At 42.2% G+C, this 14123-nt stretch carries 14 protein-coding genes; 8 read left to right on the top strand and 6 right to left on the bottom strand.

Features of this window, described 5'->3' with window-relative positions; all coding sequences use genetic code 11:
- Positions 1–79: 79 nt before the first annotated feature.
- The 6 genes from NY014_RS08125 to NY014_RS08100 form a co-directional block, all read right to left on the bottom strand.
- On the bottom strand, positions 80–505 hold the full coding sequence (locus NY014_RS08125) for a hypothetical protein (protein WP_259414063.1): 426 nt from the start codon (positions 503–505) through the stop codon (positions 80–82).
- Between the two features lie 170 nt (positions 506–675).
- Complete coding sequence (locus NY014_RS08120) at positions 676–1419, bottom strand: MBL fold metallo-hydrolase (RefSeq protein WP_259414062.1); 744 nt, start codon at positions 1417–1419, stop codon at positions 676–678.
- A gap of 130 nt (positions 1420–1549) precedes the next feature.
- Positions 1550–3088: a YifB family Mg chelatase-like AAA ATPase gene (locus NY014_RS08115; RefSeq protein WP_259414061.1), complete on the bottom strand. Its 1539-nt coding sequence runs from the start codon at positions 3086–3088 to the stop codon at positions 1550–1552.
- A 59-nt stretch (positions 3089–3147) separates the two neighbouring features.
- Positions 3148–3516 (bottom strand): hypothetical protein, encoded by a 369-nt coding sequence (locus NY014_RS08110; protein ID WP_259414060.1) that lies wholly within the window; start codon positions 3514–3516, stop codon positions 3148–3150.
- A 31-nt stretch (positions 3517–3547) separates the two neighbouring features.
- Positions 3548–5380, bottom strand: a complete 1833-nt coding sequence (locus tag NY014_RS08105; protein WP_259414058.1) for an ABC transporter ATP-binding protein — start codon at positions 5378–5380, stop codon at positions 3548–3550.
- A 100-nt stretch (positions 5381–5480) separates the two neighbouring features.
- Complete coding sequence (locus NY014_RS08100) at positions 5481–7184, bottom strand: hypothetical protein (protein ID WP_259414057.1); 1704 nt, start codon at positions 7182–7184, stop codon at positions 5481–5483.
- A 216-nt stretch (positions 7185–7400) separates the two neighbouring features.
- Between NY014_RS08100 and NY014_RS08095 the strand changes: the two genes are divergently transcribed.
- The 8 genes from NY014_RS08095 (at position 7401) to NY014_RS08060 (ending at position 14095) form a co-directional block, all read left to right on the top strand.
- Positions 7401–7646, top strand: a complete 246-nt coding sequence (locus NY014_RS08095) for a type B 50S ribosomal protein L31 (protein WP_135074316.1) — start codon at positions 7401–7403, stop codon at positions 7644–7646.
- Positions 7647–7715: 69 nt separating this feature from the next.
- The gene (locus NY014_RS08090; protein ID WP_259414056.1) at positions 7716–8906 is read left to right on the top strand and encodes a GlmU family protein; all 1191 of its coding nucleotides are present in this window, start codon (positions 7716–7718) and stop codon (positions 8904–8906) included.
- Between the two features lie 18 nt (positions 8907–8924).
- On the top strand, positions 8925–10073 hold the full coding sequence (locus NY014_RS08085) for a DNA polymerase III subunit (protein WP_259414055.1): 1149 nt from the start codon (positions 8925–8927) through the stop codon (positions 10071–10073).
- Entirely contained in the window at positions 10057–10509 is a 453-nt protein-coding gene (locus tag NY014_RS08080) for an ATP-dependent zinc protease family protein (protein WP_259414054.1), read from the top strand. Before NY014_RS08085 ends, NY014_RS08080 begins: the two co-directional genes overlap by 17 nt.
- Positions 10506–11414 carry a 30S ribosomal protein S6--L-glutamate ligase gene (rimK, locus tag NY014_RS08075; RefSeq protein WP_259414053.1) on the top strand — a complete coding sequence of 303 codons (909 nt, stop codon included), beginning with the start codon at positions 10506–10508 and terminating at the stop codon, positions 11412–11414. The genes NY014_RS08080 and rimK overlap by 4 nt, the downstream gene beginning before the upstream one ends.
- Positions 11411–12346: a hydroxymethylbilane synthase gene (gene hemC / locus NY014_RS08070; RefSeq protein WP_259414051.1), complete on the top strand. Its 936-nt coding sequence runs from the start codon at positions 11411–11413 to the stop codon at positions 12344–12346. The genes rimK and hemC overlap by 4 nt, the downstream gene beginning before the upstream one ends.
- Complete coding sequence (locus tag NY014_RS08065) at positions 12343–13188, top strand: peptidylprolyl isomerase (RefSeq protein ID WP_259414049.1); 846 nt, start codon at positions 12343–12345, stop codon at positions 13186–13188. The genes hemC and NY014_RS08065 overlap by 4 nt, the downstream gene beginning before the upstream one ends.
- Positions 13154–14095, top strand: a complete 942-nt coding sequence (locus NY014_RS08060) for an SDR family oxidoreductase (RefSeq protein ID WP_354003169.1) — start codon at positions 13154–13156, stop codon at positions 14093–14095. The genes NY014_RS08065 and NY014_RS08060 overlap by 35 nt, the downstream gene beginning before the upstream one ends.
- Positions 14096–14123: the final 28 nt, after the last annotated feature.

Below are 14123 nucleotides of genomic sequence, written 5' to 3'. Positions count from 1 at the left end.
ATTAAAATTTAGGGAAATGAATCCATTTATCTAAATACCTTCTAAAAATCACCTCCTCCGTTTAAAATTGGTGGTTTTTTCAATCAATTGGGATAGTCAAGGTCAATGCAGGATAGGATTTCGGGATCGCTCCTGTATATCTAGGCATATTCATCGGTTGATAATTGAAGTTTAATTCCGCTGCTTTTCTTGCATTTTTTCCTGAACTGACAAAAACAGGAATACTTGCAATCATCGCTGCTCCTCCAGCCAAAAACATTACCCCTCCGGCATTTGAAGCATTTACTTCACTTTGAGTACATCCGAAAATGCAAAAGTTCTCCGAGAAGAGAATTACACCCGCACCCGCAACGGCAGCTCCTCCTCCAAGAAGTATAAATGCTGTGGTTTTCTGCTTTTTACTTTTTTCCAAGTAATCCTGTTTAGTCATCTGCTGGGCAAAGCTTGGATAAGCTGCTCCGATGAAGGTCGCCATAACGAATAGAGCGATGAACAACTTTTTCATGGTTTACGATTTTAAGGGCTAGACTTATTCTAGTTACTGAAGCTAGTAGTAGAATAGGAGAAAATCCCTGATTTAAGGCCCAGATAGAATTGATTTTTATCAGCGAATTATGGAAAAAAATAAACCCCTCGAGAAGAGGGGTTTGATTTTATGCTAAAGCGATATCAGGATTAATTTTCAGGATACCAATTGCGTAATCTTACTTCCACATCAGGAGTCTTTTCCACGACAAGATTCTTGAATTTTTCTACGTCGCTCAATCCATTTGTTCCTCTATAGTGATAAGGATAAACGACGGTCGGTTGGAATTCTGAAACAGCACTAGCTGCTTGGTCTACATCCATGGTAAATGGAAGATTCATGCAGACAAAAGCTACATCGATATTTTCCAAAGCTCTCATTTCCGGAATATCTTCGGTGTCACCGGAGAAGTAAAAACTCTTTCCTCCCAACTCCACGATATAGCCATTTCCTCTTCCTTTTGGATGTCTGCTATCTTCTGTTTCAGGAAGATTATACATGGGAATTGCTTCAATTCTGCTTCCCAGGATATTCTCAACATCCCCATTTCCCAACACGATGATGCTTTTATATTTCTCTGCAGGAAGTTTTTCGGCTACAGCCTGTGGTGCTACGATCACAGCATTCGAAAGATCGAGTCCATCCAAAGTTTCTTGGTTGTGGTGATCTCCATGAATATCCGTGATTAGAACAAGATCAGCCGGATTTTGGGATTGGAAACGTTGTGCTCCTCCATAAGGATCCACGTATATTGTCAGGTCTTTGTAATCCAAAACCAGGGAGCCGTGTAAGATTGGTGTGATTTTTACTTCCCGATCATCTGTTTGGATTAAATCCTGAGCAGAAAGAATAAGCGGAAAGAAGAAGGTTAGAATTAGAAGAAGTTTTTTCATAAGGGTTAAGGACAATTGTTTTAAGGAATCTATTTGGAATCATCAAAATAACCATTTCCATAGGGAAGAGTTTAAAATGAATTATCTGCTTTCTCAATTTTAACTCTTCATTAATCATTCAAAACTCTTCTCACCCTGCCCAGCCTTCTCTATCCAAACTTCGATACTGGATCGCCTCCGCAAGGTGTTCCACTTTGATCGTATCGCTATCAGCTATGTCGGCTATAGTTCTGGCAACTTTCAGGATGCGATCATATGCCCGGGCACTCAATCCTAGGCGCTCCATCGCGGTTTTGAGCAAAGCCTTTCCAGCTTCGTTGATTTGGCAGATTTCTTTGACCATGTGAGAAGGCATCATGGCATTGCAGTAGACTTCAGGGTTATTTTGAAAGCGTTGTTTTTGTTTTTCTCTTCCCTGAATCACTCGCTCCCGGATAGACTTGCTGGATTCTGCTTTTCGGGTGGAGGTCATTTCATCAAACTTCACCGGAGTTACTTCCACATGCAAATCAATTCGATCGAGTAGGGGACCGCTTACTTTATTGAGGTAGCGCTGCACGATGCCTGGACCACAGACGCACTCTTTTTCAGGGTGATTGTAATAGCCACAAGGACAAGGATTCATACTGGCGATCAGCATAAAATTCGCAGGATAATCGACTGAAATTTTTGCCCGAGAGATCGTCACTTTCCGTTCTTCTAAAGGCTGGCGCATTACTTCCAAAACTGTACGTTTGAATTCCGGAAGTTCGTCGAGGAAAAGTACTCCATTATGAGCTAGGGAGATTTCTCCGGGTTGGGGGTTACCACCACCTCCCACTAAGGCTACATCTGAGATAGTATGGTGAGGACTGCGGAAAGGTCTTTGAGCTAGGAGGGATCCGTTTTTGCCAAGTTTTCCAGCAACGGAGTGAATTTTGGTAGTTTCCAAAGCCTCCTGCAAAGAGAGTGGTGGCAAAATGGAAGGAAGCCGTTTAGCGAGCATGGTCTTTCCGGCGCCGGGAGGGCCAATCATGATCACATTGTGCCCCCCTGCTGCAGCTATCTCCATAGCACGCTTGATATTTTCTTGACCTTGCACATCAGCAAAGTCAAATTCATTTTCATCTAGAGAATGATAAAAAATCTCACGGGTATCAGTGACCATGGGTTCGATCTCTAAATCCCCCATCAAAAAATCAGCTGCTTGTTGGAGGGTTTCTACTCCGATGATATCCAGATTATTGACAATAGAAGCTTCTTTGGCATTTTCTAGAGGGAGGATAAAACCCTTGAAGCCTCGCTTTCGAGCTTCAATTGCGATAGGCAAAACGCCTTTGATTGGACGAAGATTTCCATCCAATGAAAGCTCACCCATAATCACGTAGCGATCAAGTTCGGGGAATTCTACCTGCTCCGAGGCTTGAAGGATTCCCATGGCAATGGGAAGGTCATAAGCGGAACCTTCCTTACGGATATCAGCAGGAGCCAAATTGATGACTACTTTCTGGCGGGGCATCCGAAACCCGAAATATTTTAAGGCTGATTCCACCCGCTGTTGGGATTCTTTCACAGCAGAATCGGGCAAGCCCACCATGAAAAAACTGGTGCCTTGTCCTACATTTACTTCGATTGTAATCAGGTTGGCGTCTACTCCAGAGACAGCGCTTCCAAAAGTTTTTGCTACCATACGAAAAAAGGAAACCGTTTTGGTTTCCTTAATATACAGTTTTTGAATTTAAACCTTAATTATTCGGTGAAATTTTGTCTCGGTGGAAGATTGCTGCTATCGCTATCTGAAGGCTTTTGCGTTGTTTCCGTTTTAGGCTTTTCGGCAGTTTTTGGATGCTCGAAATCATAGATTTTTGCTTTCAGAGCATTCATTTCGCTTTCCATCTTCTTGACTTTGCTTTGAAGGGAAGATTTTACGCCTTTACCTACAAGCCAAGAAATCAAAAACAGTATTAATCCTGTCAATAAGATTTTTACTACTGAATCAGAAGTGACTTCGGCAATTCCTACAAGACCACCCATGGTGTCAAAAGCAATGAAGAATATGAGCAAACCGGCAAAATAGACCAGTAAGATTATCTGGAGAATTCGGTGAAATTTCTGCATAGTGGTGATAAAATGATTTTCTCGAATATAACTAAACCGACTGAATACTTGAAAGCTTCTGATAAAGTCCTTCTTCCTTTAAGAGCTCGGTATGGGTTCCTCGCTGAATGATTTGTCCTTGATCGATCACTAATATTTCATCCGCATGTTGGATCGTGCTTAGGCGGTGAGCGATGACCAAGGTGGTTCGGTTTTTCATTAGTTGCGTTAATGCTTCTTGAACCAATTTTTCGGATTCTGAATCCAGGGCAGAAGTGGCTTCATCTAAGATCAGAATCGGTGGATTTTTCAATACCGCTCGCGCAATACTTAATCGCTGACGCTGCCCTCCTGAAAGCTTGCTTCCACGTTCACCAATATTGGTCTGATAGCCCTTTTCCATCTTTTCGATGAACTCGTGCGCATTGGCAATTTTGGCAGCTTCCATAACTTGCTGCTCGGAAACACCTTCTAACCCGAAAGCGATATTATTAAATACCGTATCATTAAACAGAATGGATTCCTGGGTTACAATTCCCATGAATTTTCTAAGAGAAGTCAAATCAAGTGACTTGAGATTGATGCCATCAATCAGAATTGCCCCGCTCGATGGATCGTAAAATCTCGGAACCAAATCCGCCAACGTGGATTTTCCTCCTCCCGATGGTCCGACTAGAGCGATGGTTTTGCCTTTTTCAAGTTTGAAGTTGATTCCCTTCAATACCTCTTTCTCTCCATAGGAGAAATGCACATTTTGGAATTCAATCTCACGTTCGAAGCTTTCTAATACCTGTGGTTGAGTAGGAGATGTAATGGCTGGCTTAGTATCCACTACCTGAAATATCCGCTCTGCTGAAGCAATTCCACGTTGGACGCTGGAAACTGCTCGGGAAATTTCCTTAGCTGGATTCAAGACTTGTGTGAAAATGATGATATAGGTAATGAAGTCTGAGGCGCTCAAACTTGAATTCCCGCTCAACACCAAGCTTCCTCCATAAATAAGAATCCCTGCTACAACAGTGACTCCAAGAAACTGAGAAATTGGAGAGGCTAACTCGTTTTTTCGAGCCATGTTGATATTGACGGAGGCATAGTTGTCAGTTTCCTGATCAAACTTGCCAAACATGAAGGACTCCGCATTGAAAGCCTTGATCACCCGCATACCTCCAAGGGTTTCGTCCAGGATATTCACAATTCGCCCCAAACTTTGCTGGCTCTCTACTGCTTTCTTCTTTAATCTTCTGGTGATCCCTCCGATAATTGCCCCCGAAATGGGGATCAGTAAAATGGTGAAAAGGGTCAGTTTGACTGACATAAAAAACAAAACTGCGAAATAGAGAATGATCGTTGCAGGCTCCCGAAAAACCACCCGAAGTGATTGCACGATGGTGTTTTCTACTTCCTGCACGTCATTGGTCATTTTGGACATCAAATCCCCTTTTCGCTCATTGGAGAAATAGCCCAAATGCAAGCCGCTTACCCGGTTGAAAATATCCGTTCGCATTCCTTTGATGACTTTAGCTCGAACTTTTGCCAAAACCACTCCAGATAGGTATGTGAAGAGATTGGAAAGAAAAACCGAAAACACAATGACTATACAGACAAAGGCTAGAGTTCCTACTTTGCCATAGCCGTCTTGAATCTTCAGAAAGTAATGATTAAAGAGTCCCGTGAAGTACTCCAAAGATAATTGGAAACGAGGCAAATCCCGGAATCTTTCCAAGGACTCGGGAGCCACTTGCTCAAAAATCACATCAAACAATGGCTTGAGTAAAGTGAAATTAATCAAGCCAAAAATGATTGAAAGTAGCGTATAGCCGATATATGTGGGTACGAACTTGCCGAATGGACGGGCATAAGACAAGATCCGCAAATAAGTCTTCATGTAGGAAAAGTTCCGAATTTGGCCCGCAATTTACGCAAAATTGGTGAAGCCATTTGATTTTGGGGACGAGTGGAAGTATTCACCTAAGAACGCAATGATCTTAGTAATTAAACTCAGGTCGGATGAAATTCCATCGAATCGCCAATTGTACAAATTGAGAGCTTTCAGGAGATGTTAGATCTTGAGCCGTTCTTCTTCTGAAAATATGGCTTCCGTCGATGAATAGGTTGTGCTTGAGCATGTAGCTGGCCACAAGATTCGTTTGAATTACCTGATTTTCGATTCCTTGTCCCGTTACATTCCCGAACAATCCTGTTGGACTGCCTTCCAGTCTGTTTTTTAAGATATCGCCTCCCCAGTTGGTTTCCGCGTCAGGATCGGTTCCGTACAGTTGATAATTTCCCAATAGCGTGATTCGTAATTTTGGAATGGGTTGGTAACGAATGATTCCCACAAACTCTTTGAAATTCGCCCCTAAAGGATGGGTAAGTGGAACTCGCCAATTTGTATAGGATTGGTGGTCAAATTTTTCCTGAAAAGTATAAGGTCTGGCGGTGTTGAATTCTAATTGAAGATCCAAGTTCGAAACCTCAAAAGCGTTGATGTATTTGTAGCCGGCTTGGACTCCATATTTATTTCGCTTAGAACCTTTGCCGTCAATGCCGAAAAACTCATTGAACACAAATTCATCCAAGGCAAACTGACCGTAGAGTTGCATGCCAGGACGAAAGATCCATTTCGCATCCATTCCTAACATCACCTTGTCCGGGGTGCCAAGTTGCTGCTCTACCCAACGGAAAAACACAACCGGGTTGAAGTAATTGAAATTGACCTTATCGGTCATCACAGATTCAAAAAAGCCGAGGTTGAGTTTTTTGCCAATATTGAAACCAAGTCTATGCATGGAAAAGTACTTCTGAGGATAGCGACCATCCGTGGGTCTTCCCCGATCATAAATGACATCTGCGGTCATTTGAGTCCAAAGATTGGTCAGTTGAAATTTTCCGATTTTGGTATTCAACTTCACAAACATGTAGGGATTGGAAAAATCCGACAACAAAAAGGAGCGATAGCCCTCGCCGATGAAATTTCTATCATGCCCAACTTGAGCTTGTATGCTCTTAGTCAAATTAAAATTCACATGACCGCGTGCTGAAAAATAGCTGTAACCATCCGTATTGTACTGTTTCCAAAACCCTTCTCCTGGAACGGCACCTCTATAATCTGCGTAATTTTTCACCCAACTTGGAAAAAATACTTCTGAAGTGGTGAGATAAGTAAAGAAGCTGACCTTTTTATCAACCGCTCCCCGCACAACAAATCCTCGGGACAGTTGGGCGGGATTTTGTTCATTATCCGTTTCCATTCCACCTGCCAAATAGATGACCGGGCTTACGTGGATATCGAAATCCTCACTATAGGAATGAGCAAAATCACCGGGTCTTCGGTAGAGTTTTTTAAGGAAAGGTTTCTTGGATTCTGGTGTTTCTTGAGTGACAAATTCCCAATTGTCCTGGGCCAAAAAGGAAAGATTGAATTGATCAGAAGCACTTTTAATCACCTGATCCTGCACAAGACTATCTAAATATTTTCCTAGCAAATCTCTTCGAAAAGGCTTGTAACCGGTTTGAAAGAAGGGGTTATTTTTCCCTTGCAAGATTTCATAGCGCTCAATCAGGTGATAATAATCCCGCTCGAATGGCACGTAACTTCCCTGAGAAAAAGAAGCGTACTGAATTGAAAATCCAATGATGAAAAGGAGGAAGAGGAATTTTCCGGGTTTTTGAAAAGTGGCTCTATTCATAAAATGAAAATCAGCTATGGTCGGTCTAATTGAGGGTTTTCTCTACAATTGAATTGAAAAATAGTAGTTTTGAATCTGATTCTTGTGGCTTTATCCAAGTTTTATCTCAAAAAAGCTCAGTCTCTCTGATTATTTTTTGCAAAGATTTGGTGGCTTATTTCAAAAAGAATAACTTTGTGCCTCATTTGAGCAAGCGCTGACAAAAACACTGAAAATATGAAAAAAGATATTCATCCAAACTACAGACCAGTAGTGTTTTATGACACTTCATCTGAGTTTAAATTCTTGACCCAATCCACTATCGAAACCAACGAAACTATCGTATGGGAAGATGGTAATGAATATCCTCTATACAAAATCGAGGTAAGTTCTGAATCTCATCCTTTCTACACTGGAAAGAAGATGCTTTTGGATACTGCTGGTCGAGTAGAGAAATTCAACAGAAGATACGCAAAGAAATAAGTCGCATTTACGACTGTTCAAAAAGTCTCCCGGAGCATGGATTCCGGGAGACTTTTTTATTTTTGCTTCATGGAAAACCTGCTTTTATTTGATGACCCTTCTATTCGTGGGTCATTACTTCCTTTTACTTTTACCCGACCGATTGCAGCTATTCGGATCGGAATATTGACTATCGCCGAGAAATGGGAAAAAATTTCCGGAAAGGAAGCTTCCTATTTGACTCAAGATTATTTGCAGGCAAAATACCCCAGAAAAGAGGGAGCAACTCTTGCCATAAATGGAGCTTTGATTCCTTCGTCTGAGATCATCAAGGAAATTCAAAGCCTTCAAAAAGACCAGGCACTTTATGCAGGAAAGACGCTTTTGGCCTTTTATATAGGAGAGACTGAAAAGAATTTAAGCGCTGCTACTCAAAAGGAGGCTGTACAAGTTGATTTGGAACCTCAATTAATTTCCAAAACCTGGGAGATTTTTCAGCATAATGGAAAAGAGATTAAGCGAGATTTTGACTTGTTGACTCAGGGAAGAAAAAGTCAGCCTATTTCGGATCCTCATACCAAAGTATATGCTCCTGAAAATATTTTCATCGAAGAGGGAGCTGTAATTCGAGCAGCGGTTCTGAATGCTGAAAATGGTCCGATTTACATTGGGAAAAACACCGAAATTCAGGAAGGCTCGTTGATTCGAGGTCCTTTTGCATTGTGTGAGGGTTCTACGGTAAATATGGGAGCCAAATTAAGAGGTGACACGACTGTTGGACCGCATTCTAAAGTTGGGGGGGAAATTTCCAATTCGGTGATTTTTGGCTATTCAAATAAAGGACATGAAGGATTCCTAGGCAACTCGGTAATTGGGGAGTGGTGCAATCTTGGAGCAGATACCAATACCTCTAACCTGAAAAATAATTATGCACCAGTTAAACTCTGGGATTATGTCCGAGGAGGCTTTTCAAATACAGGTCTTCAGTTTTGTGGTTTAATGATGGGAGATCACTCCAAATGCGGAATCAACACCATGTTCAATACAGGGACAGTGGTGGGTGTTGGCGCGAATATTTTTGGGGATGGTTTTCCAAGAAATTTCATTCCATCTTTTGCTTGGGGCGGAGCAGCAGGTTTTTCAACCTTTCAATTCCCGAAATTTGAACAAACAGCCCAAGCTGTAATGGCAAGACGAAAAGTTGCTTGGGATAATGTGGAGGAAGAAATGCTCCGTAAAGTTTTTGATTTAACCAAGAACTATAGAATTTGGGAAAAATAATCCCTTGACGCGAAAAGCATGCAGTTTGCACAAATCCCAGGATTAAAAGAAACTAAAGAGCGGCTCACTCAGGCGGTTCAGCAGAATCACCTAGCGCACGCTCTGTTATTTCATGGGCCGGAAGGTTCCGCCTCTTTGGCCATGCCATTGGCTTTGGCGACTTATCTCTACTGTGAAAATCGTACGGAGGATGATTCCTGTGGCACTTGTAGTTCTTGTCAGCGGATGGCCAAACTAGTCGTGCCCGATTTCAATTTTGTATTTCCCCGCGTCAGTCTTACTAAAGAAGAAGAAAAAAGGGCAGATGAAATCAATGCCAAATTGGTAGCCAATTTTCGGGAATTCTGTTTGCATCAGACTTATGGAAATGTTCAGGATTTCATCCATTTGAATCATTTCGAGAAAAAGAAACTCAATATTTCAGTTGGTGCGGCTCGGGAAGTAATCCGTTCCCTTTCGCTATCTTCTTTTGAAGGAAGCTATAAAATCATGATGATCTGGGGTGTGGAGTATCTCAATATTGAGGCTTCCAATGCTCTTTTGAAAATACTGGAAGAGCCTCAGCCGGGAACCATCTTTATGTTGGTGACCAGTCAACCGGATCAGCTTTTGACCACCATCCTTTCCCGAACTCAAAAAATTAATGTTCGTGCATTTTCCGATGAAGAGATTCAGGAGTATCTGGTGGAAAGCGGGAAATGTGATGAGCAAGTGGCTAAGCAGATTTCCATGATTGCGGATGGAAATATTCGAGTTGCTTTGCGAATGGTTGATCAGGTGGAGGATAGGCAAGTGATCTGGATCCGTGATTGGTTTAGGCTTTGTGGAATGAGGAGATACGGAGAAATCTTTGATTTGGCAGAAAAATTCCAAAAAACAGATCTCGACTTTCAGCGATCAATTTTCCAAACAGGCTTAAATGTGGCCCGGGAGATTTTACTCCAAAACGCCAATTTGGAGCAGTTGCTTCGAACCCAAGGGGAAGACAGGGATTTTGTACATAAGATCGCTACCCATGTCTTAGACGAGGAAGCTGCGGGTGAACTTTATGAAAAATTCAATCAAGCGATTTATCATATAGACCGAAATGGGAATCCGAAGCTGATTTTTACAGACCTTTCGATGGATATTTTGAAGTTACTAGGTAGAAATGCAAAAGCAGCCTAAAAAAATCATCGGTCGAAAGGAAAGAATCAGTCTTCCCGGACTGCACCTTTCCAAGGTTTGGGCTAAAGTGGATACGGGAGCCTATACCAGTGCTATTCATGCTGAAAATATCCGGGTAGAAAATCGGGAAGGTAAGAATCAGCTTGTATTCGAAATACTAATGCCGGGGCATCGAAAATTCACCGGAGAGGAATTGGTGTTTGAGAATTTTCGAGAGAAAAAAGTCAAAAATTCCTTTGGACAGGCAGAAATTCGCTACCTGATCGAAACAGAAATTCATCTGGCAGGTGAGGTTTATATTGCGGAATTTACCCTCACAGACCGCTCAAAAATGAAGAATGCCATCCTCTTAGGAAGGAAAATCTTAAAAGGTCGATTCCTAGTGGATGTAGATCAAATTAATCTTTCAAAAAACTATAATAACGCTTCACTATGAAGATCGCGGTACTTTCACGAAACTCAAATTTATACTCAACCCGAAGGCTAGTCGAGGCGATTAAAGCTGCCGGTCATGAGGCTTTGGTGGTTGACCACAGTATCTGTGATCTTATTATCGAGCAGGAGGGGCCTTCTATCATTTTTAAAGGTCAGAAACTGACCGATATCGATGCGATTATTCCAAGAATTGGTGCTTCAGTGACTTTCTATGGAACTGCAGTAGTTCGGCAATTTGAATTGATGGGGGCTTTTTCAGCCAATAATTCCCAAGCTATTGTACGAAGCAGGGATAAGCTTAGAAGCTTGCAGATTCTTTCCCGTGCGGGTCTAGGGATGCCTAAAACTGCATTCACCAATTTCTCCAAAGGAGGAGAAAAGCAAATTATCGAGCATGTAGGTGGTGCTCCGCTTATTATCAAATTATTGGAGGGCACTCAGGGTTTGGGTGTGGTTTTGGCAGAAACCAAAAAGGCTGGTCAATCTGTGATTGAGGCTTTTCATGGGTTAAAAGCTAGAATCATCGTTCAGGAATTCATCAAAGAAGCAAAAGGTGCTGATATCCGTGCCTTTGTAGTGAATGGAAAAGTAGTTGGTGCGATGAAGCGACAGGGAGCTGAAGGAGAGTTTCGTTCCAATTTACATCGAGGAGGAAAGGCGACGGTTATCAAATTGAGTCGAGCTGAGCGTGCCGCTGCCTTAGGAGCTGCTAAAGCTTTGGGTTTGGATGTTGCTGGAGTGGATATGTTGCAATCTTCCCGAGGACCTTTGATTTTGGAGGTGAATAGTTCTCCGGGTTTGGAAGGAATTGAAAAAGCGACAGGAATTGATATCGCTGGAGCAATTATAAAATTTATTGAAGAGGGAGTGCAGAAGAAGTCTCCTAAAAGGGGAGCAGAGCAATGAGAAAAATTAAAATTGGAACGAGAGGAAGTAAGCTCGCCCTATGGCAAGCTTATCATGTCCAGGATTTGTTGAAAAATGCCGGCTTGGAATCTGAAATCGTTATAATCGATACCAAGGGTGATCAGATTTTGGATGTTTCAATTTCAAAGATTGGAAGCAAGGGTGTTTTTACTCAAGAGTTGGAAGATCAACTGTTAGACGGTAGAATTGACATTGCCGTGCATTCAGCAAAGGATATGCAATCCGATTTGCCGGAGGAATTCGAAATAATCGCATTCACCAAGCGGGAAAAGGCTCACGATGTACTGCTTTCAAGTCAGAAGGGAATTTCTTTGAAAAACCCTGAAAAACCCTTGGTTTTAGGCACCTCCTCCACTCGTCGGGTAGCCACACTCAAGCATTTTTACCCCCATATCAAGACGGTGGAGGTTCGTGGTAATCTCCAAACCCGAATCCGCAAAATGGAGGAAGGTTTATGCGATGCGCTTTTGCTGGCCTATGCTGGAGTTCACCGAATGGGTTATGATGATAGGATTGTAGAAAATCTTTCCTTGGAGGAATTTATTCCAGCCGTTGGGCAGGGATCTGTTGCTATTGAATCTTCAAATAAACTTGATTCTGCTATCCGGGAGCAGATAGTGGAGGCTTGCAATGATTTAAACACTTCCTACATGCTTCGAGCGGAGCGGGCTTATCTTCGGATGCTAGAAGGAGGATGTAGCATTCCTGTTTTTGCATTGGCTTCTGAAAAAGAAGGTAAAATCCAACTGAAAGGGGGAATCGTAAGCCTAGATGGACAACAAAGAATTTGTATTGAAGTGGAAGGCAAGAAAGAGGATCCTGAAAAGCTAGGAGAACAGTTAGCACAGCAGGTTCTAGACGCTGGAGGAAAAGAAATATTAGTGGATATTAAGTCAAAATTAAACGCATGAGAGGAAAACTGAATTTGCTTTGGGCCTTGATTTTGGTGGGCTTTTTGGGTTGCGCAGGGCAAAAAGAACAAGTCGTTCGGATTGACACTCGCTATGGGGAAATCGTAGCGGTACTTTTTGATGACACACCTGTACACAAGTCCAATTTTATAGAATTAGCTGAAGCAGGTCGGTTTGATTCTACGGAATTTCATCGCGTTATCCCCAACTTCATGGTACAGGGTGGCGATGTATTCACCAAAGAAAATATACCTGCTGAGGAATGGCCTACCCTTCCTGCCGAAATTCGCCCAAATCATTTCCATAAAAAAGGAATGATCGCAGCAGCAAGACAGGGTAACTCTATCAATCCAGAGAGAAGGTCAAGTGGCTCCCAGTTTTATATTGTTTTGGGTGAAGTTTATGATGAGTTGGCACTGACAACAGATATGGAAAAGCTTCAGGCCGAGTTCATGCAATATGTTCAATTGCAAAGTCAAGATTCCCTTCGGCAGGCTTACAGCAGCCTGTATGAACGACAGGAATTTGATTCCTTGACTAGATTGATTCTATCCAAACGTGATGAAATCGAGCAATCACTCAATCTTAAACTGACCAAGGATATGACCGCAGAACAATTGGAAGCCTACACCACCGTTGGAGGCACTCCGCATTTGGATGGAGAGTATACAGTTTTTGGCGAGGTGATTCAAGGGTTGGAAGTCGCAGAAAAAATTGCCCAAGAGCCTCGTGCAGCAAGAGACAAGCCTATTGAACCAATTTATATGACAGTTCGAGTAGAAAAAATGAGTCCAGCTCAAATCGAACGTGAATTTGGATACCGATTGGATGATGAAAAATAGACAACGCATCTTCATAACTGGAGTCAATGGACTGCTTGGCCAAAAACTCATTCATCGGCTTCTTGAGAAAGATAATTTTGAAATCATCGGAAGTGGACGTGGACCTTGTCGATTAAAAGAGGGTGGCTTTGAGTATGTTTCATTGGATATTGAGGATGAAGAAGCGGTAAAGCAGACCCTTGAGAAATACAAGCCGGATATCATTATCCATGGAGCAGCGATGACCCATGTGGATGTCTGTGAGCAAAATCAAGAGGAATGCTATCGTGCAAATGTTCTGGCTACAAAGTACCTTTTGGAAGCTTCCCAAAGCTTCAAACCTCATTTTATATTCGTTTCTACCGATTTCATTTTTTCAGGAGAAAAAGGCCCTTTAACTGAAGAGGAGTCCCCAGCGCCTGTTAATTATTATGGGCAAACCAAATTGGAAGCCGAAGAATTAGTAAAGCAATCAGGCTTAAAATGGGCAATTGCCCGCACCGTTTTGGTATTTGGGATTTCTCCTGGCTTGAGCCGGACAAACATTGTTCTTTGGGTAAAGGAGAGTTTGGAGAATGGAAAAACTATCCAAGTGGTTAATGACCAATATCGAACCCCAACCTTAGCTGAGGACTTAGCCGAGGGGTGTATTTTGATCGCTGAGAAGGGAGCGGAAGGTGTTTTCAATATTTCTGGGCCCGATTTTTTGACTCCTTTTCAAATGGCAATGCAGACAGCCGATTTCTTTGGATTGGATAAAAGTCTTATTCAAGAATCAGACTCTACCCGATTTGTTCAGCCGGCCAAAAGACCTCTTCGAACAGGGTTTATCATTGAAAAAGCCCGAAAGGAGTTGGGTTTTGAGCCGAAAACTTTCCGAGCGGCAATTGGTATTTTGGCAAAACAAATTATCTTAGCCAGCTCTTAAAAAGCAGTTATTTCCCAAAAATTTAACA

Source organism: Algoriphagus limi (genome assembly GCF_024919275.1).
GTDB classification, from domain to species: Bacteria; Bacteroidota; Bacteroidia; order Cytophagales; family Cyclobacteriaceae; genus Algoriphagus; species Algoriphagus limi.
This window is presented reverse-complemented; position numbering and strand designations above follow the sequence as displayed.